The following is a 22,276-nucleotide window of genomic DNA, read 5'->3' as shown; positions in this document are numbered from 1 at the left end:
ACCCGTACGAAGCCTTACCCGCCGTACTCGAAAAGGAGTTCCCCGTGGCCGCATCGGCACACCTTCTGCTCTCGGCCCTCTCCAAACAGGAGGCGGAGCTGTCCGCCGCATCCGATCTGCACCTGTGCGTCTTCAGCGCGGAGGGCGCCTGCGCCGAGGCGCCGCTGACCAGCGAACCCCCGCTGCCGGACGCGGAACCCCTCACCAGCGAGCCGCCGCTCGCCGACGCCGCCCCGCTGACCAGCGAGTCCGACGCCTACCCGGACACGCCGGCCGGCGAGCTCGACGCCTACTCGGACACCTTCCGCCCGGAGTGGTAGATGTCCACCCGGACACTTCGGACCCTTCCCGCGCGGAGCCGCAGATGACAGCACCCCGGTCGGCCGCGGCCCCCGACGAGGACCTCTCCCGGCTCGCCGAGCTGCACGGCGTCGCCCCGTCCTACAGTCCGTCGCCCGACCGCACCGTCACCGCGTCGGCCGCCGCGCTCACCCGGGCGCTGGCCGCGCTCGGTGTCGACGCGGGCAGCCCCGGTGCCGTCCGCGCCGCGCTCGCCGCCCGGGAACGGGAGCTGAGCGAACGGCTGCTGCCGCCGACGGTGGTCTGCTGGAGCGGCAGCGCGCCCGCCGCGCTCGCCGACCTCCCGGCGGGCACCCGGCTGCGCATCGAGACCGAGCAGGGCGAGACCCGCGCCGCCGCCGAGCAACTCCCGCCCGGAGTCCACCGGTTGACCGCGACCGCCCCCGACGGCCGCACCGCCCGCGTCCACCTGGTCGTCGCCCCGCCCCGGCTTCCCACGCCGCCCGGACGCTCGTACGGCCTCCTCGTCCAGCTCTACTCCCTGCTCTCCCGGCGCTCCTGGGGTATGGGCGACCTCGGTGACCTCGCCGAGCTGGCGGCCTGGGCCGGGCGGGCGCTCGGCGCCGGATTCGTGCAGGTCAACCCGCTGCATGCGGCCGTGCCCGGCACGCCCACCGACCCGTCCCCCTACCGGCCCTCCTCGCGTCGCTTCCCCGACCCGGTGCATCTGCGGATCGAGGACATCCCCGAGTTCGCGTATGTGGACGGGCGGGAGCGGGTGCGGGGGCTGCTGGAGCGGGCGGCGCGGCTGCGGGAATCGGTGCTGGAGAAGGGGGAGCTGATCGACCGGGACGCGGTGTGGGGGCTGAAGCGGGAGGCGCTGGAGCTGGTGCGGGAGGTGCCGCTCGGGCCGGGGCGGCGGGCCGCGTACGCCGACTTCCTCGCCGAGCAGGGCGAGGCCCTGGAGGACCACGCCACCTGGTACGCGCTGGCCGAGGTGCACGGCCCGGACTGGCGCGGCTGGCCCGAGGGCCTGCGTGCCCCCCGCTCGACGGAAACCGCCCGCGCCCGGGGCGAGTTGATGGACCGCGTCGACTTCCACTGCCGGCTCGCCTGGCTCACCGACGCCCAGCTCACCGCCGCGCAGCGCGCCGCGCGGGAAGCGGGCATGCCGGTCGGGATCGTGCACGATCTGGCGGTCGGCGTGCACCCGGAGGGCGCGGACGCCTGGGCGCAGCAGCGGTACTTCGCGGCCGGCATGTCGGCCGGCGCACCACCGGACGCCTTCAACGCCCGAGGCCAGGACTGGGGGCTGCCGCCCTGGCGGCCGGACCGGCTCGCCGAGTCGGGCTACGCCCCCTTCCGCATGCTGCTGAAGGCCCTGTTCCGCTACGCCGGCGCCCTGCGCATCGACCACGTCATGGGCCTGTTCCGGCTCTGGTGGGTGCCGGAAGGGCTGCCGCCGACGGAGGGCACCTACGTCCGTTACGACGCCGAGGCCATGCTGGCGATTCTGGTCCTTGAGGCGTCCCGCGCCGGGGCCGTGGTGATCGGCGAGGACCTGGGCACCGTAGAGCCCGGGGTCCGCGAGACGCTGCGCGAGCGCGGGGTGCTCGGCACGTCGGTCCTGTGGTTCGAACGGGACTGGGAGGGCGACGGCCGCCCGCTGCCCCCCGACCGGTGGCGGGCCGACTGCCTCGCCACCGCCACCACCCACGACCTGCCCCCGACCGCCGCCCGCCTCACCGGCGACCATGTCGAACTCCGCGACCGTCTCGGCCTGTTGACGCGACCCGTCGACGAGGAGCGGGCGGAGGCCGCCGCCGACACGGGGGAGTGGCTGACGCTGCTCGCCCAGCTGGGTCTGCTGGAGGGGACCAGCGGAGGCCTCGGCACGTCCGCCGAGGAGGCCGAGGTCCAGGCCGTCCACCGCTATCTGCTCCGCACCCCGGCCCGCATGATCGGCATCTGGCTGCCGGACGGGGTCGGCGACCGCCGCCCGCAGAACCTGCCGGGTACGTGGGACCAGTACCCGAACTGGCGGCTTCCGGTGGCGGACGCGGAGGGCAGGCCGATGACGCTGGAGGAACTGGCCGGGTCGGCGCGGCTGCATGCGCTGGTGGAGGTGGTACGGGCGTCGGGTGGGCGGCAGGCGTGAGCGTGGGTGGTGCGCGGTCCGGTGGTGCGTGGTTCGCCTCTTACGGCACCCCGGACGCGCGTCCCCGCCCGGCGTTGGATACTTTGGCCCCGTGGACAAGAAGAACGCCCTGCGCGCCGGCGCCCTGGCTGCCGGTACGACGCTGATGATGCTGCTCATGTCGTCCCCCGCGCTCGCGCTCACCCGCGACGACGGCGACGACCCCGGCCCGGGCCTGAGCGTCATCGAGACGCTGGGCCTGTTCGTCGTGGCCCCGCTCGCCCTCTTCGTGGTCATCGCGGGCCTGGTGATGGTCCTGGACAGGTCACACGAGGCGCACCGGGTGACGACCCGCAACATCAAGACCCGGCCCAAGGCCAAGACCGAGGCCGGCTCAAAGGCCTGACCGGGCTTCCCGAGGCTTTTCGAGGGCGTCGCCCTCGCCTTCAGTACGCGCATCCGCCGTACTGAAGGCGAGGTCGGCGCCTTTTCGCGTTCCCGGGCGTCAGGGACTCGGCGCCGTCAGATACCTCTGCACCGTCGGCCCCAGCCACGCCACGATCTCCTGGCGGCTGAGCGCCACGGTCGGCGGGAACTTCAGGACGTAGCGGGTCAGCGCCAGCCCGAGCATCTGCGTCGCCACCAGCCCGGCCCGTGCCGGGATCTGCTCCGGGTCGGGACACGCGTACCGGGCGACCGGCAGGACCTGGTCCCGGAAGATGCCCTGCATCCGCTCGGCGCCCGCCTGATTGGTGGCGCCGACCCGTAGCAGGGCCGTGAGTTCCTCGTTCTCCTCCCACATGGTGAGGAAGTGCGTCACGAGGGTCTCGCCGATGATCTGCCGGGGCAGCGCGGCGAACTCCGGCAGCCGCAGATCGACGGAGACCGCCGCCGCGAACAGGCCTTCCTTGTTGCCGAAGTAGCGCATCACCATCGACGGATCGATGCGCGCGTCCTTGGCGATGGCGCGGATGGTGGCCCGCTCGTATCCGTCGGTCGCGAAGCGCTCGCGGGCGGCGGCGAGGATCGCGGTGCGGGTGGCGTCGGAGCGGCGGGACGGTGCGGGGGGCTTGCTGTCGGTCATGCCAACAACCGTAGGCCAACACGTGTTGACACGTCCAGGCGGGGGCTCTACGTTTGTCAACAAGCGTTGGTCAACAGTTGTTGGCAAACGGACGTTGGCATCCAGGGAGGCCACCATGAACGGCACAGGCACCGGAAACGGCACCACCCCCTCCGTCATCGTCGTCGGCTCCGGCCCCACCGGCCTGCTCCTCGCCGGTGACCTCGCCACCGCCGGCGTCCCCGTCACCCTCCTCGAAAAGCGCCCCCACAAGATCAGCAACCTCTCCCGCGCCTTCGGAGTGCACGCCCGCACCCTGGAGCAGCTCGACGCCCGCGGCCTCGCCGACCCGCTGCTCGCCACCGGCGAGACCATCACCGGCCTGCGTCTCTTCCGTCGCCTCTCGCTCGACCTCGGCACGCTGCCCTCCCGCTTCCCCTTCCTCCTCATCACCCCGCAGTACGAGGTCGAGCGGCTGCTGGAGCGGCGGGCGCGCGAGGCAGGGGTGGAGTTCGCGTACGAGAGCGAGGTCGTCGGGCTGCGGCAGGACGAAGAGGGCGTCGACCTCGACGTACGCGGCCCCGAAGGCGAAGTCGTCACCCACCGCGCGGCCTACGTCGTCGGCGCGGACGGCCACCACAGCGCCGTACGCCGGGCGATCGGCCTGCCCTTCCCCGGCGTCTCCGTCATCAAGTCCCTGCTCCTGGCGGACGTCAGGCTCGCCCAGCAGCCAGAGGGCGTACTCACCGTCAACGGCGCGGGCGACGCCTTCGCGATGATCGCGTCCTTCGGCGACGGCTGGTACCGCGTCATGGGCTGGAACCGCCGCAACGAGGCGGCCGACGACGCCCCGCTCGACCTCGACGAGATCAAGGAGGTCACCCGCCGCGCCCTCGGCACCGACTACGGCATGCATGACGCGCGCTGGCTGTCCCGTTTCCACAGCGACGAGCGCCAGGCGCCGGAGTACCGCGTCGGCCGGGTCTTCCTCGCCGGGGACGCCGCGCACATCCACTCACCGGCCGGCGGCCAGGGCATGAACACCGGCCTCCAGGACGCGGCCAACCTCGGCTGGAAACTCGCCGCGGCCGTCCAGGGCCGGGCACCCGCGGGCCTCCTCGACACCTACCAGACCGAACGCCACCCCGTAGGCAAGGCAGTCCTGCGCAGCAGCGGCGGCCTGGTCCGGCTGGCCCGTGCACAGAGCCCCGCACTGCGTGCCGTACGCACGCTCGTCTCAGCCTTCGTCAACGTGGCCCGCCCCGCCCAGCGCAAGGCCCTGGCCCAGATCTCCGGCCTCGGCTACAAATACCCCGCCCCCCGAGGCTCCCACCGCCTCACCGGCACCCGAGTCCCCGACGTCGCCCTCAAGAGCGGCCGCCTCTACGAGGCCCTGCGCGGCGGCCGCTTCGTACTGATCACTCCCGAGGGGTACGACGAGAGGGCCGCCCGCGAGGACCGGCTGACCGTCGAGCACTGGGCAGGAGACCGCCGTACGACCGTGCTGGTACGCCCCGACGGATACGCGGCCTGGGCGGCGGACTCCGCCGAACCGGGCGCGATCGAGGCGGCGCTCGCCGCGCACCTGGGGTGAAGGCGCGTGGACGGAGGGGCCGAGAAGAGCGGATCGCTCTTCTCGGCCCCTCCGTCGGCAGCCCTAGGGAAGCGTGACGAACGGGGACAGGAACGCGCGGGCGCCCGGAGTGTCCAGGCGGTACGTCACATTGGTCGCGTAGCACGGGGTGTCGCCGGTGATGGTGGTGGCGGCCAGGACGTTCTTCCCACCGATCACGGCGAAGTTGGGGCCGCCGGAGTCGCCGTAGCAGGCACCGCCGTTGCCCTGCGGGGCGGTCATCGCCAGGCGTACCCAGGAGTTGTTGAGCGCGTCGAAGGTGACGGGTGCCTTCATGCGGACGCCGCCGCCGGGGTGGGTCTGGCCGCCGGGGCCGTTGACGGCCTCCTGGGTTCCGTATCCGGCGACGAACCAGTCGGTGGAGTTGAGGCCCCGCGGGCCGAGCGCGCCGAGCTGACCGGCGGTCGGGAGGGCCGCGGGCGTGAAGGACCAGCGGGACTTCATCTTCGTGGCGGAGAGCTCGATCACCGAGATGTCGTGGGTGTCGGACGCGGGCCCGGGGAAGTCGGGGTGGCTGTGGGCCGTGCCCTGGACCGCGACGGCGTTCGCCTGGGCGGCCGGGTCGCCCGGGTACGTCTTCGCGGCGGCGTCGAGGCCGGACTGCACGTTCTGGTCCAGCGACACGTAGAACTTCACGTTGTCCGGCCAGTCGGTGGTGCAGTGCGCGGCCGTCAGGAAGGTGTCCGCGTCGATCATGGTGCCGGAGCAGACCCAGTCGACCCGGTCCGGCGTCGCGGGGTTGCCGTCGTTGTCCCACGTGGCGACGAGCGCGCCGACCTCGGTGCGCTCGGGGGCGGGCGTCGCGTTGTAGGAGTTGATGGCGGAGGCCGGCAGCGCGGTGGCGAGCACGGCCGCACAGGCCGCCGCTGTGACGGCGGTGGCGGTGAAGCGTATGGCTGACAAAAGAACTACCCCTTCGGCAGGTGGGAGTGGGTGTTCTCCTGTGGGAGGTGGGCCAAGTGAAGCGCCTGGGGGGCGTCGCGACAAGAGCGTGATCGATTCATAGGGAAAGCCCTAGCGATCATTCAGTTCTGCTGAAAGGAATGCTCGAAAAGATTCGATGGACGTGACAGTTCCGGCGCTGCGACGGTGGATCCACCGAGATCACCGACCAGCGAAAGGACGTCTGTGGCCGTCGTAGCCGACCGGAGCACCACTTCTTCCCCTACGACATCGAGGGCGGCCCCCGTTCTGGGGATCGCCCTCGCCGCGCTGGCCACCCTCGTCTGGTCCGGAAGCTTCGTCACCTCCCGTGCGCTGGGCGACAGTGTGCCGCCCGTCCAGCACGCCTTCTGGCGCTGGGTGGTGGCGCTGGTGGCGGTCGCACCGTTCGGCGCCCGGCAGGCCTGGCGGCAACGGCCGCTGATCCGGCGCCACTTCGGCTTTGTGCTCCTCGCCTCCCTCCTCGGCGTCGCCGTCTACAACACCCTCGTCAACCAGGCCGGGCTGTCCACGCCCGCCGCCAACATGGGCATGATCATGGCCGCGGCGCCGGTGCTGATGGCGGTGTATGAACGGGCGAGCGGCGTACGGCTCGGGGCCCGCCGGGTGGCCGGGCTGCTCATCGCCTGCACGGGCGTGCTGCTGCTCGTGGGCGGCGGAGCCGGCTTCGCAGCGGGCGACCTCTGGATGGTCGCCGCGGCCTGCTGCTTCGGCGGGTACAGCGCGCTGCTGCGCCGCAGACCCGCCGAACTCGGCGGCACCGCCTTCCTGTTCACCACGTTCCTCATCGGCGCCACCCTGCTGCTACCCGCCCAGGCCGTGAGCCTCGCCGTCCAGGGAGGATTCGAACCGACGACCGGAACCGTCCTGCCCCTCCTCTACGTCGGCATCGCCTCCTCCGCCCTCGCCTTCTTCGCCTGGAACACGGCGATCGCACTCGTCGGCCCGACCCGCGCCGGCGTCGTCTACTACCTCCAGCCGGTCTGTGTGGCCCTGCTGTCCTGGGCGCTGCTCGGCGAGACGACCGGCCCGGCGCAGCTGCTGTGCATGGCACTGATCCTGGGCGGGGTCGTGCTGGGAGCCAGTTCACGGATCGGCGCCGGATAGGTTGCCGCCATGGCCGACTGGGACATCCGGAAGCTGCAGATCCTGCGGACGCTGCGGGAACAGGGCACCGTCACGGCGACCGCCGAGGCGCTGCGGATGACCCCCTCGGCCGTCTCCCAGCAGCTGACCAATCTGGCCAAGCAGCTCGGGGTGCCGCTGCTGGAGGCGCAGGGGCGGCGGGTGCGGCTCACGGACGCGGCACGGCTGGTGCTGCGCCATGCCGAGGTGGTGTTCGAGCAACTGGAGCGTGCGGACGCCGAGTTGGCGGCCTACGCGCACGGCGAGGTCGGCGAGGTGCGGGTCGGCGCCTTCTCGACCGCCGTGCCCGCCCTGGTCGTACCGGCCGTGAAGGCGCTGCGGGCCACGCACCCCGGGGTCAGTGTGCGGGTGCGGGAGGCCGAGGCGGGGCAGGCGTACGAGCTGCTGGCCGCCGGGGACGTGGATCTGGCCCTGTCCTTGGCGGCCCAGGCGCCGAGCGAGGCGGATCCGCGCTTCACCCGGGTGCCCTTGCTCGCCGATCCACTGGACCTCGCCCTCCCGCACGACCATCCGCTCGCTTCCGCCGAGGGACTGCGGCTGGCCGACCTCGCCGCCGAGCCGTGGATCTTCGGGGGTAGCGGGCCTTGGTCGGACATCACGCGGGGGGCGTGTGAGGCGGCCGGGTTCAGCCCGTATCAGGGGCATTCGGCGGCCGGGTGGACCGCGATCCTGGCGATGGTGGAGGCGGGGATGGGCGTGGCTCTCGTGCCGCGGATGGTGGGAGCGCGGCGCGAGGGCGTGGTGATGCGGGAGCTGGCGGGTGATCGGCCGGTGCGGCATGTGGTGGCGGCGGTGCGGAAGGGCGCGGAGGACGCACCGGCGGTCGTCCGGGTGCTCGATGCTCTGCGGAGTGTTGCCGTCGGCTGATCGCGGGGCTGGAGTTCCAGGAGTTTCCTCAGGCCGCGGGCCGGACCGGCGCTCGTAGAAAGCTACGAAAGGCCGCTCCCTGCCTGCGGTCGCTTTCATGTCTTCTACTCCTGGCTGACTCTGTTCGGTTGGCTGTCTACTCCTCAACAGTTGGTTGAGATCGATGTGGATCACCGACTTTCCGAACGGAAGAGAATCTCGTGACAAAGGCGGATGGTTCCTGATGAGCAGCCAGACTTCTCCCGCCCGTACCCCGCAGGACCTCAAAGAGGCCATCACGGGCGGGATCGGCGACAGTCCACTCCGACCGGACGGAACACTCAAGGTGAGCGGGGAGTACGCCTACTCCTCGGACCTGTGGGCGGAGGACATGCTCTGGGGCGCCACCCTGCGCAGCCCTCATCCCTATGCGCGGATCAACTCGATCGACATCTCGCCCGCGCTCAAGCACCCCGGCGTGTACGCGGTGCTGACTCACAAGGACATACCCGGCGAGAACATCTACGGCCTGAAGGTCCCCGACACTCCGGTGCTCGCCGAGGACATCGTGCGCTACGAGGGCGAGCCCGTCGCCCTCGTGGCCGCCGACCACCCAGAGACGGCACGCCGGGCACTGGCGAAGATCGTGGTCGACTACGACGTACTCGAACCGGTCACCGATCCGGAGCGGGCCGCGCACGACGACACGCTGCCCAAGCTGCACCCTGGCGGCAACGTGGTGCGCTACCAGCCGATCGTCAAGGGCGACCCGGAGGCGAAGGCCGATGTCGTGGTGTCCGACGTGTACACCCTCGGCATGCAGGACCAGGCGTTCCTCGGGCCGGAGTCCGGGCTGGCCATCCCCGACGAGGACGGCGGGGTCGATCTGTTCATCGCCACCCAGTGGCTGCACGTCGACCAGAAGCAGACGGCGCGGGCGCTCGGGCTCCCCGTCGAGAAGGTGCGCTTCACCATGTCCGGTGTCGGCGGCGCCTTCGGTGGCCGCGAGGACCTGTCCATGCAGATCCACTGCTGCCTGCTGGCGCTGCACACCGGCAAGCCGGTGAAGATGGTCTACAACCGGCAGGAGTCCTTCTACGGCCATGTGCACCGGCACCCGGCCAAGATGTACTACGAGCACGGCGCGACCAAGGACGGCAAGCTCGTCTACATCAAGGCGCGGATGTACTTCGACGGCGGCGCGTACGCCTCCAAGACCCCCGTCGTGGTCAGCAACGCCACCTCGTTGGGCACCGGGCCGTACGAGGTGCCCAACGTCCGGATCGAGGGCTGGGGCCTCTATACGAACAACCCGCCGTGCGGCGCGATGCGCGGCCTCGGCGCCGTGCAGCCGGCGTACGCGTACGAGTCCCAGATGGACAAGCTCGCCAAGGCACTGGACATGGACCCGGTACGGCTGCGGCAGCTCAACGCCGTCGAAGAGGGCTCGACCCTGCACACCGGGCAGGTGCTGGATTCCCCCGCGCCGGTCGCCGAACTGCTGGAACGGCTCAGGCGGCTCCCGCTGCCGCCGGAGCACCCGACCGGACCGGCGGACGTCCGCAGCCTGCCGGGCGGGCTGTCCAACACCACGCACGGCGAAGGCGTCGTCCGGGGCGTCGGCTACAGCGTGATCATCAAGAACGTCTCCTACGCGGAAGGCGTCGACGACTACTCCACGGCGCGGGTGCGGTTGCAGGCCATCGGCGGTGAACCGGTCGCGATGGTGCACACCGCGGCGGCCGAGGTCGGGCAGGGCCTGGTCACCGTGCAGCAGCAGATCGCCCGTACCGAACTCGGCGTGGAGCGGGTGAACATCCACCCGACCGACACCAACGTCGGTGACGCGGGCTCCAGTTCGGCCTCCCGGCAGACCTACATCACCGGCGGTGCCGTCCGGAACGCGTGCGAAGCGGTCCGCGGGGCGCTCTTCGACCGGGTCGCCCAGCGCTTCGGCCAGAACCCCGCCGATCTGTCGCTCTCCGGCGGCAAGGTCGTGTCCCACGCCACCGGTTTCGTCGCCGATCTCGTCGAGGTGCTCGGCGATGACGTGATCGAGGAGACCAGGGAGTACCACCACCTCCAGACCTACGCGATGGACCCGGAGACCGGACAGAGCCGGCGGGTGCACGTCCAGCACGCCTACGCCGCGCACCGGGCGGTGGTCGACGTCGACACCGAGCTGGGTCTGGTCAAGGTCGTACAGCTGGACTGTGCGCAGGACGTCGGCAAGGCGATCAACCCGGACGCCGTCGTCGGCCAGATCCACGGTGGTTCCGCGCAGGGGCTCGGCCTTGCCGTGATGGAGGAGATCCAGGTCAAGGACGGCAAGATCCGCAATCCGTCGTTCACGGACTATCTGATCCCGACCATCCTGGACACACCGCCGATGGTGGTGGACGTGATCGAGAGGGCCGACCCGAACGCGCCGTACGGCGTCCGGGGCGTCGGCGAACCACCCACCATCTCCGCCACGCCCGCGGTCGTGAACGCCATCCGCAATGCGACGGGGCTGAACCTGACGCACACGCCGGTCTCCCCCAAGCACATCTGCGGCGTTTAGCCCCCACTGTCTCCGAAACGAGGAACGAGCATGACTACGCACACCCAGGAAACGAGCGTCCACGAGTCCGAGCGTGGCTGGATGGAGCAGGCGATCAGTCTGGCCACCAGCAGCGTCACCAACGGCGGTGGGCCCTTCGGCGCGCTGGTCGCCAAGAATGGCGAGGTCGTCGCGATCGGCAACAACCAGGTCACCTCGACGCTGGACCCGACGGCGCACGCCGAGGTGAGTGCGATGCGGGCCGCCTGCACGGCGTTGGACACCTTCTCGCTCGACGGCTGTGTCCTGATCACGTCGTGCGAGCCATGTCCGATGTGCCTGTCCTCCGCGCTGTGGGCGCGAGTCGACCGGATCGTCTATGCCGCCGATCGGCACGACGCCGCGGTGGCCGGCTTCGACGACCGTAAGTTCTACGACCTGTTCGAGAAGAAGCCCAAGTCGATGTGGCCGACGTCGGTCGAGCAGTTGGACCTGCCGAACCGTACGGCGCCGTTCGACGCGTGGCTGGCCAAGTCCGACCGCGTGGACTACTGACGGCCGAGGTCCGCGACCTCATGAAGCTGGTGGCGGCCGGCGCTGGATGCCCCGGCCCAGTCGCTGTTCCGGATGGAGTTGGCGGCAGCGCCGCTGTCAGAGGTGGATCGCGCGGCCCGACGCTCAGTGCCCGGCCGGTGTCGGAGGTTGAGGGTCAGCGCGAACCGTCCGGGATCAGTGTCCTCGGTGCACAGCATCGTGGCCCAGACGCTCCTGCTGCCGTACACGCCGCGTCATGATGATTGCGGGGATACCGAGCGCCAGCAGCACCGGGATCGTGGCGGTGATCCCGAACCAGAGGAAGATCGCGAGGTAGCCGTAGGCGGCGTTGTCCACGTCCGCGTCCGCCTTCACCAGGAAGACGATGCTGGCCACAAAAGGCGACCACCATGAGACCCGCGACGGCGATCGCGAGCCAGAGCAGGACGCCGGCCCAACGCCGGTACCCGGCACTGACCTGCTGGAACCGTGGCGGCCCGTACCCGCCGGGCGGACCTGGCGCCGGGCGTTGGGCCGGCCACCGATCAGACATGCGGCCCAGTCCTACGGTGCGCGGCCCCGGAACACCAACTTCCGCCGCCACAGCACGCACCGCGTCGGAGCGTCGTCCCCCGGGTCACTCCTTCAGCGAGTCCCACGCGTCGGCGTGGAAGCTGCGCAGGAGGGCGATCAGCGCGGCCGCGAGCCGCCAGTCCACACCGGGTGCGTGTACGTGCAGTTTGTCGCCCTTGGACCTGAACTCCAGCGGGACCTGCCCGTTCGCGCGCCACCGGATGCGCCGGGGTGCGCGTGCGAAGCCGCCCTCGTTGCCAGGGACGCTGTCGAAGACGGTGATCACGAGGGCCGCCATCATCAGGGGCAGCAGGAGCCACCACATCCACCACCATACGATCCTCCCCTTGAAGCCGACCGCTTCGGAGCCGCCGGGCTGGTGCACGGTCCAGCGGGTGCGCAGGCCCTTGCCGCGGAGCGCCTTCTCGCGCATGAGCGTGCCGATGACCTCGCCGTGCGCGCCGAACACCTGAAACCTGGCGACGCCGCCGCCGGCCGACGGGGTCACCACGGTGGCCACCCGCTCCCGGCGTTGATCGTCGGCCCACAGGGCGAAGGAACGGGCCCCGCCACGCCGGGCCGCAAGGTACGCGGACGTACCTCCCGGCGGCAGTTCGCGCTCCACGTACACGGCCGACGGCGCCGGCCCCGACCCGTCGGAGAAGCTGACCATGTGCGCCACTTTCGCCTGGCCCTGGCCGTCGACTCGTCGCGGCCCGCCGTACATGGTCAGTACGTTGCTGCTCATCCGATGTGCTCCAAGTGCCGATCGGCTCCGCAACGAGACTGCGGATTCGGCGCGATGTCCGGCCACACAGTAGCCAGGCCCGGTCGCTGAGTGTGCCGGTCGTTTGACCCACAAGGAACGGCCGCCGCTCACACCGGAATACGGGCAAGGCGGCGGTCGAGACCACCTCACAGCCGCGACCTTGTTGAGCTCGACTGCCGCAGCCGCGGGGAAGTCGCCGACTTCCCTGCTGGCATTCGATCCGCTGGACGCTTTTCGGCACGCCCCCGGACGAGGCGCTCCTGAGACCTGCCAGGCCAATACCCGAAGCGTCGGCCTGCCGACTGACCGTACGAAAGGGGGCGCCCGGCATCGTGCCGGGCGCCCCCATCGACGTACGAACGACTACTGCGCCGCCGCCGCGTCCGCCGCCTGCGCCTTCAGCGCCCGCTCCACGCCCGCCCGCGACTCCGAGATCAGCCGGCGCAGGGCCGCGTTCGGGTCGGCGGAGGTCAGCCAGGTGTCGGTCTTGGTCAGGGTTTCCGGGGAGACCTGGATGGTCGGGTAGAGGCCGATGGCGATCTGCTGGGCGATCTCGTGGGAGCGGGACTCCCAGATGCCCTTGACGACCTCGAAGAACGTGTCGGCGTACGGCGCCAGCAGCTCGCGCTGGTCGGTCTGGACGAAGCCCGAGATGACGGCTTCCTGGATGGCGTTGGGGAGCTTGTCGGAGTCGATGACCGACGCCCAGGCCTCCGCCTTCGCCTCCGGGGTGGGCCGGGCCGCACGGGCGGTCGCCGCGTGCCGCTCGCCTGCCGCCGTCTTGTCCCGCTCGGACTCGCCCGCGATCTCCGCCTCGTCGAACCGGCCGACGGCGGCGAGCCGTTGGACGAACGCCCAGCGCAGCTCGGTGTCGACGGCCAGGCCCTCGATCGTCTGCGAACCGTCCAGCAGCGCCTCCAGCAGGTCCAGCTGCTCCGGCGTACGAGCCGTCGCCGCGAACGCCCGCGCCCACGCCAGCTGGTGGTCGCCGCCCGGCGCCGCCGACCGCAGATGGGCCAGCGTGGCGTCGGTCCAGCGGGTGAGCAGGGCCTCGCGGGCGGCGGGGTCGGCGTACAGGTCGATCGCCAGCTTCACCTGGCGCTGCAGCGACTGCACGACACCGATGTCGGACTCCTTGCCGATGCCGGACAGCACGAGGGAGAGGTAGTCGCGGGTGGCGAGTTCCGCGTCCCGCGTCATGTCCCACGCCGACGCCCAGCACAGGGCGCGCGGCAGCGACGCCTCGAAGTCGCCGAGGTGGTCCGTGACGAAGGACAGCGACTGCTCGTCCAGCCGGACCTTCGCGTACGACAGGTCGTCGTCGTTGAGCAGGACCACGTCCGGACGGCGTTTGCCCACCAGCTGCGGTACGGCGGTCAGTTCGCCGTCGACGTCCAGCTCCACGCGCTCGTCGCGCAGCAGCTTGCCGCTGTCGTCATCGAGGGCGTACAGGCCGACCGCGATGCGGTGCGGGCGCAGTGTCGGCTCGCCCTTGGCGCCCGCCGGGAGCGCCGGGGCCTCCTGGCGGATCGCGAAGGAGGTGATGACGCCGCTGTCGTTCGTCTCGATCTCCGGGCGCAGGATGTTGATGCCAGCCGTCTCCAGCCACAGCTTCGACCAGGTCTTCAGGTCCCGCCCGGAGGTCTCCTCCAGCGCGCCCAGCAGGTCCGACAGGCGCGTGTTGCCGTACGCGTGCGCCTTGAAGTACGCCTGTACGCCCCGGAAGAACTCGTCCATGCCGACGTAGGCGACAAGCTGCTTGAGGACGCTCGCGCCCTTCGCGTACGTGATGCCGTCGAAGTTGACGAGCACGTCGTCGAGGTCGCGGATCTCGGCCATGATCGGGTGCGTCGAGGGCAGCTGGTCCTGGCGGTACGCCCACGTCTTCATGGAGTTGGCGAAGGTCGTCCAGGAGTGCGGCCAGCGCGACTCGGGGGAGTACGCCTGGCAGGCGATGGAGGTGTACGTGGCGAACGACTCGTTCAGCCACAGGTCGTTCCACCACTCCATGGTGACCAGGTCGCCGAACCACATGTGGGCCAGCTCGTGCAGGATCGTCTCCGCCCGCACCTCGTACGCGGCGTCGGTCACCTTCGACCGGAACACGTACTGGTCGCGGATCGTCACCGCGCCCGCGTTCTCCATCGCGCCCGCGTTGAACTCCGGCACGAACAGCTGGTCGTACTTCTTGAACGGGTACGCGTAGTCGAACTTCTCCTGGAACCAGTCGAAGCCCTGCCGGGTCACCTCGAAGATCGCGTCCGAGTCCAGGAACTCGGCGAGGGAGGGGCGGCAGTAGATGCCGAGCGGGACGGACTGCCCGTTCTTCTCGTACACGCTGTGCACGGAGTGGTACGGCCCGACGATGAGCGCCGTGATGTACGTCGAGATCCGCGGCGTCGGCTCGAAGACCCAGGTGTCGTCCTTGGGCTCCGGCGTCGGCGAGTTGGAGACGACCGTCCAGCCGGTCGGCGCCTTCACGGTGAACTGGAAGGTGGCCTTCAGGTCCGGCTGCTCGAAGGAGGCGAAGACCCGGCGGGCGTCCGGCACCTCGAACTGGGTGTAGAGGTAGGCCTGGTTGTCGACGGGGTCGACGAACCGGTGCAGGCCCTCTCCGGTGTTGGTGTACGCGCAGTCGGCGACGACACGGAGGATGTTGCGGCCTGCCAGCAGCCCCGGCAGGGCGATCCGGGAGTCCTTGAACACCTCGTCGGCATCCAGCGGATCCCCGTTGAGCGTGATCTCGTGGACGGTCGGGGCGACCAGGTCGATGAAGGACTTCGCGCCGGTTTCGGCGACGTCGAAGCGCACCGTGGTCACGGACCGGTAGGTACCGCCCTCCTGCGCGCCGGAGAGGTCGAGATCGATCTCGTACGAGTCAAGGGTGAGCAGCTTGGCTCGCTGCTGCGCCTCTTCGCGAGTCAGGTTGGTGCCAGGCACGCGGTCATCTCCTCGATATGGGTGGCTTCGGCGGTTCGGTCATCCTTCCACGGGACCTGTGAGTAACGCGATGTCCGGTTCCCGCCGGTGAGCGGGCCGGACGCGCAGGACGCTGTTCGTATGACGACGACGTACACCGCACGACCCATCACCCCCGTGACCCTGAAGGAGCTGCGCTCTGCTGATGATGCGGGGCGCGAGATGGTTCCCGTGACCGACGAGGAGGGCGGGGCGCCGCTCCGCTGCTGTCTGCGCCGCAGCGAGCCGGGGGAGCTGATCGCCCTCGTCTCGTACGCCCCACTGCGCCGCTGGGCCGCGGAGACGGGAGCGGAACCCGGTGCCTACGACGAGCAGGGCCCGGTCTTCATCCACGCCGAGGAATGCCCCGGCCCCGGCCCGGACGGCTACCCCTTCGCGCGCGCCCACCGCACCGTCCGGCGCTACTCGGCCGAGGGCCGCATCCTGGGCGGCGAGCTGGTCGACGCGGTCGACGACGAGGCCTTCCGGAAGGCGTTCGACGACCCGGCCGTGGCGCTGGTGCATGTGCGGGCCGTGGAGTACGGGTGCTTTCTGTACGAGGTGCGGCGCGCTCTGCTGTGAGTGCCGCGATATGCCGTCGATCGTCTGCGGCGCCGTCGTGGCTGGTCGCGCAGTTCCCCGCGCCCCTTTGGGGCGTTATTCCTCGGGTATGTGAAAGGGCCGGCCACCCGTGGGTGACCGGCCCCTGACGCCGGGGATTACTTCGCGCTCAGCTCCGCCGCCACCAGCTCCGCGATCTGTACCGCGTTCAGGGCGGCGCCCTTGCGGAGGTTGTCGCTGGAGACGAAGAGGGCGAGGCCGTTGTCGACGGTCTCGTCGGTGCGGATGCGGCCGACGTAGGACGGGTCCTGGCCGGCGGCCTGGAGGGGGGTCGGGATGTCGGAGAGCTCCACGCCCGGCGCGGCGGCCAGCAGCTCGGTCGCGCGCTCGGCGCTGATCGGGCGGGCGAAACGGGCGTTGACCTGGAGGGAGTGGCCGGCGAAGACCGGGACGCGGACGCAGGTGCCGGAGACCTTGAGCTCCGGGATCTCCAGGATCTTGCGGGACTCGTTGCGCAGCTTCTGCTCCTCGTCGGTCTCGTTCAGACCGTCGTCGACGAGGTTGCCGGCGAAGGGCAGCACGTTGAAGGCGATGGGGCGCTTGTAGACACCGGGCTCCGGGAAGTCGACCGCGCCGCCGTCATGGGTGAGCCGGTCCGCGTCGGCGACCACCTTCTGCGCCTGCCCGTGCAGCTCCGCCACGCCCGCGAGACCGGAGCCGGACACGGCCTGGTAGGTGGCGACGACCAGCGCTTCGAGGCCCGCCTCCGCGTGCAGCGGCTTCAGGACCGGCATCGCGGCCATCGTCGTGCAGTTCGGGTTGGCGATGATGCCCTTGGGCCGGTCGGCGATCGCGTGCGGGTTCACCTCGGACACCACCAGCGGTACGTCCGGGTCCTTGCGCCAGGCCGACGAGTTGTCGATCACGACCGCGCCCTGGGAGGCGACCTTCTCCGCCAGCGCCCGGGAGGTCGCGCCGCCCGCGGAGAACAGCACGATGTCCAGGCCGCTGTAGTCGGCGGTCGCCGCGTCCTCCACCGTCACGCCGTCCAGGGTCGTCCCCGCGGAGCGGGCCGAGGCGAACAGACGCAGCTCGGTGACCGGGAAGGCACGCTCCGTGAGGATCCTGCGCATGACCGTGCCGACCTGCCCGGTGGCTCCGACGATTCCGACCCTCACGGCGACTCCTTCTGCGTGTACGTACGTGTCTGCGGCTTTTCCATCATGCGGCCGACCCCGGTCCGCCTGTCCAATTCTTTGCGCTCCATGCCCGAGGAGTGGGACACCGGGCAGTGTGACGTACACCTCGGGCAGATTTCCCGAGGATCCGCCGAACGTTTCCGCGCGCTGCGGCGTCGTAGAGGAAACGCGGTGAGGGGGGTGGCTTGTGCTGCGCAGAAAGGCCCGCCGTGACCAGGGGAACGATGATCCTCTGGACGCGGCTCAGGAACGCCGGGTGCGGGCGGTGCTCGCGCTGGGCGGTGTGCCGCAGACGGACCTGCCGGACGGGGTGCAGCAGGTCCGCCTGCGGCTGCTCGAGCGGGCGGCGAAGGGGTACGAGGCCCCGCGCGATGTCTCCGCATGGGTGGCCGTGGTCGCCTCCAACCTCGCCATGGACTGGCACCGCGCCAAGCGCCGCCAGGAACGGCTCGGCGAGCGCCTGGCCTCCCTGCGCCAGCTGGAGCACCCCTCCGGCGAGGACACCAGCGTGCTCTCCCTCGCCGTCGCCCAGGGCCTGGACGAGCTGCCCGACTCCCAGCGCCAGGTCCTCGTCCTGCGTTTCTACGCCGATCTGCCCGTCCGCTCGATAGCCGACGAACTCGGCATCCCGGAAGGCACGGTCAAGAGCCGGCTGCACACGGCGGTACGGGCACTGCGCGCCCGCCTGCACGAGGACGAGGTGGTGTGACATGACCGCCGAACACAACGGCGCCGACGCGCTGATGGCCGCGCTCACCGACGAGCCGCTGACGGACGAGGCCCGCGCGGACGCCGCCTTCATGGCCGAGCACGAGTCGGCACTCGCCGATCTGGCGCTGCTGCGCGAGCAGTTGGGGGTCATCGGGGACACGCTGGCCGCCGAGCCGGCGAAGCAGAAGGCCGAAAAACCCACGCCGGCGGTACGGCAGCGGCGGCGCCGGACGCTGCGGCTCGCGCTGGGCGGGCTCGCGGTGGCGTGTGCCGCCTCGCTGTTCGCGGGGGCGGGGTGGCTTGTCATGCAGGCCGGGTCGGGGACGACGGACGACAGCGGCTCGCTGGCGGACACCAGCGGCTCGGACAGCGCGGGCAAGCCGGAGAACGACGACGCCTCGGGGAAGGCGGAGGAAGCGTCGGAGAGCGGCGCCCGCTACCTCGCCTGCGCCCGCCTAGTCGTCGAGGGCACGGTCACCGCCGTGGTGCCGGTCCCCGGCACCGCACAGGAACGCGTCACCCTGGACATCACCCGCTCCTACAAGCCCGCCAAGGGCGTGGACGAGGTCGTCTTCGTCATGGACGAGGAGATTCTCAACAAGGGCGACCACGCCCTGATCGGCCTCCCGCGGAACGCGGCCTCGCCCGACCTGTGGGCCGTCGGCAGGAAGGACATGGCCCGGGAACGCACCTGGATCACCAGGGCCCTCCCCGAGTCCCGCACCCTCACCTGCGAATGAGAAAGGGGCGGGCGCCCGGAAGGACGCCCGCCCCAGCAGCCGTAACACCTACGGCGTGACCTTCTCGATCTTCACGCTGCCCACGCCCGCGACCGTGCCGCGCGCGTTGACCAGCTGGACCTGGCCGAAGAACTCACGGCCCTCCGGAGCGGCCGCGGCGGCGGTGATGCTCGCGGAGACGGTCGCCGAGGCGCCCGTACCGAGCTTCACCGGCGCGTCGTCGACGGTGACGCTGCCGAGGACGGTGGAGAAGAACACGTCCTGGTAGTCGTACGCCGTCGAACCGGCCGGCACCGAGTAGCCGATGACCTGGACGGTGTACGTACCGGCGGCCGGGTTCGGCACCGAGACGGACTCCTCCGAGTCACCGTCGGCCGAGCTGCCGACCTCGTCGCCGGCGGCGTCCAGGACCACCAGGTCCAGGTCGGCCGACGTGTCGGAGACGTTGCCGATGGCGACGTCCAGCGACTTGGCGCCCTCGGGCACCACGACCGTGCTGGTCTGGGTCGCGCCGTTGGCGATGGTCGGGCGGGCCGACTTCGACGAGCCGAGCGGGCCGCCGGCCAGCTTGCCGTCCAGGGCGGCGAACTTGTTGGTCGCCTTCCAGGACGCCTCGACCGGGGTGCCGACCTTGGCCTCGGGCACGGTCACGACGTCGGGGTCGAAGGCCGCGCCGTAGACGGCGACGTTCAGCTTGTACGGGTTGTCGAGCAGCGGCGACGTACGGCGAGACTCGACCTCGATCTCCCAGACGCCGGCCTGCGGATCGGCGTACGAGCGCACGTCGGGGCGGCAGGGAGCGCTGTCCGGGTTGGTGTAGTTCGGGTAGCAGTTGATCGTCGACGTCGGGTCGACCGGAACGCCGTACGGGTGAATGGCGATGAACCGGGTCTGGCTCTTGCCCTTCAGCCCGCCGATCGCCACCTCCAGCGCCTTCGCGCCCTCGGGCACGGTCACGAAGTAGGACTTGCTGCTGTTGCGCTGCACCGAACCGGAGGCGGAGTAGCTGTACTTCAGCGGGGCCGAGACCACGACGGTGCTCATGGCCTGCTTGTCGACGCCCTCGGTGCGCGGGTCGTCGATCTCGAGGATCGCGCTCTTGATGCCCGCGCTCTTGGGGTTGGCCTGGACCTTGACGGTCACCGGCTGGTTCAGCGGCAGCTTGACGACGTCGGAGCCGACGATCTTGAAGGTGCCGCCTGCGTTGTTCTCGAAGTCCAGCTCGTGCCGCAGCGAGCGGTCCGCGCCGGACGTCCGGGTGATCGTGACGTCGTACGTCTTCTTCTGGCCGGCCTTGAGGCCGCCCTCACGGTCGTACAGGCCGGTGCCGAAGCCCGGCGTCTTCAGGGCGAAGTCGATCGCGGTGTCGACCGGGGCCTTGACGGTGTAGTCGTGGGCGGTGGCGCCGTCCTTGATGGCGTCCCAGGCGTCCACGATGTTGATCAGGCCCGCGCCCTCCTCGTACGCCTGCACACCGGGGATGTGGTCGGCGGTCGAGTTCAGGGCGGTGCGCAGCTTCGCCGGGGTGAGGGCGATGCCCTTCTGCTTGGCGGCACTCAGCAGCAGCGCGCTCGCGCCCGCCGCCTGCGGGGACGCCATCGAGGTGCCCTGGAGCATGCCGTAGCCGGCCGGCAGCGAGTAGCCCGCCTCGGCGACCGGGGCGCCCGGCAGCCAGGTCTGGATGGTGTTGATCGCGGCACCGGGCGCGGAGAGCGTCGGCGCGAAGCCGCCGTCCTCACGCGGGCCGCGGGAGGAGAACGGCATCATCGCGTACGACTTCTGCACCGCGGAGCCGTAGTTGGCGGCCCACGTCTTCTTGGAGATCGTCGCGCCGACCGAGATGACCTTGTCGGCCAGGGACGGGTCGCCGATGGTGTTCGTGCCGGGGCCGGAGTTGCCCGCGGAGATCACCAGCTGCACGCCGTACTCGTCGATGAGGCGCGTGTACAGCTCGGCGCGCGCGTTGTTGCCGTCATTGAGCGCGGGCAGGCCGCCGATCGACATGTTGACGATGTCGACGCCGCGCTTGGTGACGAGGTCGATCATGCCCTCGGTGAGCGCGACGTTGGTGCAGCCGCCGGACCAGGTGCAGGCACGGGACGAGACGAGCTTCGCGCCGGGAGCGGCGCCGTCCATCCTGCCGCCGAACAGGCCGTTGGCGGCGGTGATACCGGCGACGTGCGTGCCGTGCTCGGACTCGATGACGCCGATGTTGACGAAGTCGGCCTTCGCGCCGGCCTCGTTGTAGACGACGTCCTTGCGGACCTCGACGACGAACGGCTGGCGCTCGGCGACATCGGTGGCCGGGTTGTCGGTGCCGAAGTACCCGATCTGGAAGCCGTCCTTGTACGGCTTCATCGGGGTGTCGTCACCGAAGTCGAAGTTGTTGTTCAGGTCGACCCGGACCGTGCCGGCCGCGGCGTCGTAGAGGACGCCCCACGAGTCGGTCTTGTCGCCGTCCCGGTTCGCGTCGCCCGCCGCGTCGCCGCCGGTGGTGTACGACTCCAGGAAGGTGCTGATCCGGTACGAGCCCGCGGGCGCCGTCCAGGTCTTGCCGCCGAAGGTGAAGGTCGGCCCGGACACCGAGGTGACCATCGGGCGCCACGTGCGGTCGGCGTCCACGACCGGGTCGGTCGCCGTCACCCAGTCGACGATCTTGCGCTCGCCGGTGGTGGTCTTCCGCAGCGCGGGGTGGGCGAGGTCCACGCCCGAGTCCAGGATGCCGATGGTGATACCGCGGCCGTCCGACTTCGGGTTCTTCGCCACGAAGTCGACGGCGCCCGTCTCGAAGGACGGGTTGTACGGGTTCTCGGCGGGGGTCTTCTTGCCGGGGGCCGGGTAACTGCCCGTTGCCTTCGCGCCCTTGGTGGTGTGCGCGCTCGGCGTCGGGTCGTCGAGGGGTATCTCCTCGCGCAGGTCGATGCCGTGCACGGAGGACAGCTTCGTGGCGGCGGCGATGGCCGAGTCGGCCTTCGCGGTGGGGACGGTGGCACGGACGTAGCCGAGCTTGTCGTACGTACGGCCCACCAGGCCGCCCTTGACCGCGTCGAGCTGCTCGGCGACCTGCTCGGTCTTGCCGGGGGCCGTGGCCACCATCATCGTGACCGTCTTGGCACCGTCGGCCTTCGCCTCGGCGAGCAGATCGGCGTCGTCCGAACCAAGCTTGTCGTGGGCGGACTTGACGGTGGGGTCGGCCGCGGGTGCGGCCTGGTCGGCGGACATGGCCATGGGTATCGGCCCGGCCGCGGAGAGCGCGGCGACGAGACCCGCGGCCACGGCTATGCGGGCCACATGTCTTGCACCCGATATCGGATCGCGCTGGGGGGTGAGGGTCATCGGCATCCCTTGTAGGTAAAGGAACGAGCGTGGCGCGACCGGGCTGGTCAACCTCGGTCACGTTGGTCCGGAATGCGACCCCGGACGACCGCACAGCTTTACGCAAGGGACAGATGTTTGGGGAGTGTTGACCGAAACGATATGCATGTATGGGGAAAACCCGCGATGGCCTTTACGGGTATACCTCGCGATCGAGCCCAAGTCGCCCACGTAAGCGCTCCGCTGGGAACGCGGTGATGGACCCGCGGGCCGATGGGGGCTGGTCGCGCAGTTCCCCGCGCCCCTT

Annotated in this window: 18 protein-coding genes; 11 read left to right on the top strand and 7 right to left on the bottom strand. The window is 70.7% G+C overall.

The annotated features are described in order from the left end of the window. Positions 1-44 precede the first annotated feature (44 nt). The 3 genes from AB0I98_RS09610 to AB0I98_RS09600 all read left to right on the top strand — a co-directional run bounded on the left by AB0I98_RS09610 (position 45) and on the right by AB0I98_RS09600 (position 2,843). Positions 45-320 (top strand): hypothetical protein, encoded by a 276-nt coding sequence (locus AB0I98_RS09610; protein ID WP_362937822.1) that lies wholly within the window; start codon positions 45-47, stop codon positions 318-320. A gap of 44 nt (positions 321-364) precedes the next feature. Then, the gene (gene malQ, locus AB0I98_RS09605) at positions 365-2,458 is read left to right on the top strand and encodes a 4-alpha-glucanotransferase (RefSeq protein ID WP_362937819.1); all 2,094 of its coding nucleotides are present in this window, start codon (positions 365-367) and stop codon (positions 2,456-2,458) included. A 91-nt stretch (positions 2,459-2,549) separates the two neighbouring features. Next, entirely contained in the window at positions 2,550-2,843 is a 294-nt protein-coding gene (locus AB0I98_RS09600; protein WP_362937816.1) for a hypothetical protein, read from the top strand. A 99-nt stretch (positions 2,844-2,942) separates the two neighbouring features. Here AB0I98_RS09600 and AB0I98_RS09595 read toward each other — a convergent pair whose 3' ends face one another. Further along, positions 2,943-3,521, bottom strand: coding sequence for a TetR family transcriptional regulator (locus AB0I98_RS09595; protein WP_362937813.1), 579 nt, complete (start codon positions 3,519-3,521; stop codon positions 2,943-2,945). 115 nt (positions 3,522-3,636) lie between these two features. Between AB0I98_RS09595 and AB0I98_RS09590 the strand changes: the two genes are divergently transcribed. After that, positions 3,637-5,094, top strand: a complete 1,458-nt coding sequence (locus tag AB0I98_RS09590) for an FAD-dependent monooxygenase (RefSeq protein WP_362937810.1) — start codon at positions 3,637-3,639, stop codon at positions 5,092-5,094. Between the two features lie 63 nt (positions 5,095-5,157). Here AB0I98_RS09590 and AB0I98_RS09585 read toward each other — a convergent pair whose 3' ends face one another. Continuing rightward, the gene (locus AB0I98_RS09585) at positions 5,158-6,036 is read right to left on the bottom strand and encodes a trypsin-like serine protease (RefSeq protein WP_362937807.1); all 879 of its coding nucleotides are present in this window, start codon (positions 6,034-6,036) and stop codon (positions 5,158-5,160) included. 288 nt (positions 6,037-6,324) lie between these two features. Between AB0I98_RS09585 and AB0I98_RS09580 the strand changes: the two genes are divergently transcribed. The 4 genes from AB0I98_RS09580 to AB0I98_RS09565 all read left to right on the top strand — a co-directional run bounded on the left by AB0I98_RS09580 (position 6,325) and on the right by AB0I98_RS09565 (position 11,164). After that, a complete protein-coding gene (locus AB0I98_RS09580; RefSeq protein WP_362938339.1) occupies positions 6,325-7,182 on the top strand; it encodes a DMT family transporter in 858 nt (285 codons plus the stop codon). Positions 7,183-7,191: 9 nt separating this feature from the next. Continuing rightward, entirely contained in the window at positions 7,192-8,088 is an 897-nt protein-coding gene (locus AB0I98_RS09575; RefSeq protein WP_362937805.1) for a LysR substrate-binding domain-containing protein, read from the top strand. Between the two features lie 223 nt (positions 8,089-8,311). Beyond that, on the top strand, positions 8,312-10,630 hold the full coding sequence (gene pucD, locus AB0I98_RS09570) for a xanthine dehydrogenase subunit D (protein ID WP_362937802.1): 2,319 nt from the start codon (positions 8,312-8,314) through the stop codon (positions 10,628-10,630). Between the two features lie 30 nt (positions 10,631-10,660). Continuing rightward, the gene (locus AB0I98_RS09565) at positions 10,661-11,164 is read left to right on the top strand and encodes a nucleoside deaminase (RefSeq protein ID WP_362937799.1); all 504 of its coding nucleotides are present in this window, start codon (positions 10,661-10,663) and stop codon (positions 11,162-11,164) included. Positions 11,165-11,338: 174 nt separating this feature from the next. On the opposite strand, the gene AB0I98_RS09560 is transcribed toward AB0I98_RS09565, so the two are convergent. From AB0I98_RS09560 to pepN, 3 genes are all read right to left on the bottom strand, one after another. Continuing rightward, on the bottom strand, positions 11,339-11,539 hold the full coding sequence (locus AB0I98_RS09560) for a hypothetical protein (RefSeq protein ID WP_362937796.1): 201 nt from the start codon (positions 11,537-11,539) through the stop codon (positions 11,339-11,341). 241 nt (positions 11,540-11,780) lie between these two features. Next, positions 11,781-12,464 carry a hypothetical protein gene (locus AB0I98_RS09555; RefSeq protein WP_362937793.1) on the bottom strand — a complete coding sequence of 228 codons (684 nt, stop codon included), beginning with the start codon at positions 12,462-12,464 and terminating at the stop codon, positions 11,781-11,783. A gap of 384 nt (positions 12,465-12,848) precedes the next feature. Beyond that, complete coding sequence (gene pepN, locus AB0I98_RS09550) at positions 12,849-15,425, bottom strand: aminopeptidase N (protein WP_362937790.1); 2,577 nt, start codon at positions 15,423-15,425, stop codon at positions 12,849-12,851. Between the two features lie 120 nt (positions 15,426-15,545). On the opposite strand from pepN, the gene AB0I98_RS09545 reads away from it, so the two are divergent. After that, complete coding sequence (locus AB0I98_RS09545; RefSeq protein ID WP_362937787.1) at positions 15,546-16,025, top strand: DUF1203 domain-containing protein; 480 nt, start codon at positions 15,546-15,548, stop codon at positions 16,023-16,025. A 137-nt stretch (positions 16,026-16,162) separates the two neighbouring features. Here the strand turns inward: AB0I98_RS09545 and AB0I98_RS09540 are convergent, their stop codons facing one another. After that, positions 16,163-17,182, bottom strand: coding sequence for an aspartate-semialdehyde dehydrogenase (locus AB0I98_RS09540; RefSeq protein WP_362937784.1), 1,020 nt, complete (start codon positions 17,180-17,182; stop codon positions 16,163-16,165). A 208-nt stretch (positions 17,183-17,390) separates the two neighbouring features. On the opposite strand from AB0I98_RS09540, the gene AB0I98_RS09535 reads away from it, so the two are divergent. Both AB0I98_RS09535 and AB0I98_RS09530 read left to right on the top strand, forming a co-directional pair. Beyond that, on the top strand, positions 17,391-17,912 hold the full coding sequence (locus AB0I98_RS09535) for a sigma-70 family RNA polymerase sigma factor (RefSeq protein WP_362937781.1): 522 nt from the start codon (positions 17,391-17,393) through the stop codon (positions 17,910-17,912). Between the two features lies 1 nt (position 17,913). Further along, positions 17,914-18,654 carry a hypothetical protein gene (locus tag AB0I98_RS09530; protein WP_362937778.1) on the top strand — a complete coding sequence of 247 codons (741 nt, stop codon included), beginning with the start codon at positions 17,914-17,916 and terminating at the stop codon, positions 18,652-18,654. Positions 18,655-18,702: 48 nt separating this feature from the next. Here the strand turns inward: AB0I98_RS09530 and AB0I98_RS09525 are convergent, their stop codons facing one another. Then, entirely contained in the window at positions 18,703-21,990 is a 3,288-nt protein-coding gene (locus tag AB0I98_RS09525) for a S8 family serine peptidase (protein ID WP_362937776.1), read from the bottom strand. Positions 21,991-22,276 lie beyond the last annotated feature (286 nt).

The sequence above is a fragment of the Streptomyces sp. NPDC050211 genome (assembly GCF_040656035.1).
In the GTDB taxonomy this organism is placed as follows: Bacteria; Actinomycetota; Actinomycetes; order Streptomycetales; family Streptomycetaceae; genus Streptomyces.
Note: the sequence above shows the minus strand (reverse complement) of the source record. Positions and strands in the feature narration are given on the sequence as shown.

What these genes read in the sequence shown, in the direction of transcription:
- malQ (WP_362937819.1), top strand. Translation starts at nt 365, where the DNA reads ATGACAGCACCCCGGTCGGCCGCGGCCCCCGACGAGGACCTCTCCCGG.
- AB0I98_RS09595 (WP_362937813.1), bottom strand. Translation starts at nt 3,521, where the DNA reads ATGACCGACAGCAAGCCCCCCGCACCGTCCCGCCGCTCCGACGCCACC.
- AB0I98_RS09590 (WP_362937810.1), top strand. Translation starts at nt 3,637, where the DNA reads ATGAACGGCACAGGCACCGGAAACGGCACCACCCCCTCCGTCATCGTC.
- AB0I98_RS09575 (WP_362937805.1), top strand. Translation starts at nt 7,192, where the DNA reads ATGGCCGACTGGGACATCCGGAAGCTGCAGATCCTGCGGACGCTGCGG.
- pucD (WP_362937802.1), top strand. Translation starts at nt 8,312, where the DNA reads ATGAGCAGCCAGACTTCTCCCGCCCGTACCCCGCAGGACCTCAAAGAG.
- AB0I98_RS09565 (WP_362937799.1), top strand. Translation starts at nt 10,661, where the DNA reads ATGACTACGCACACCCAGGAAACGAGCGTCCACGAGTCCGAGCGTGGC.
- AB0I98_RS09555 (WP_362937793.1), bottom strand. Translation starts at nt 12,464, where the DNA reads ATGAGCAGCAACGTACTGACCATGTACGGCGGGCCGCGACGAGTCGAC.
- AB0I98_RS09545 (WP_362937787.1), top strand. Translation starts at nt 15,546, where the DNA reads ATGACGACGACGTACACCGCACGACCCATCACCCCCGTGACCCTGAAG.
- AB0I98_RS09530 (WP_362937778.1), top strand. Translation starts at nt 17,914, where the DNA reads ATGACCGCCGAACACAACGGCGCCGACGCGCTGATGGCCGCGCTCACC.
- AB0I98_RS09525 (WP_362937776.1), bottom strand. Translation starts at nt 21,990, where the DNA reads ATGACCCTCACCCCCCAGCGCGATCCGATATCGGGTGCAAGACATGTG.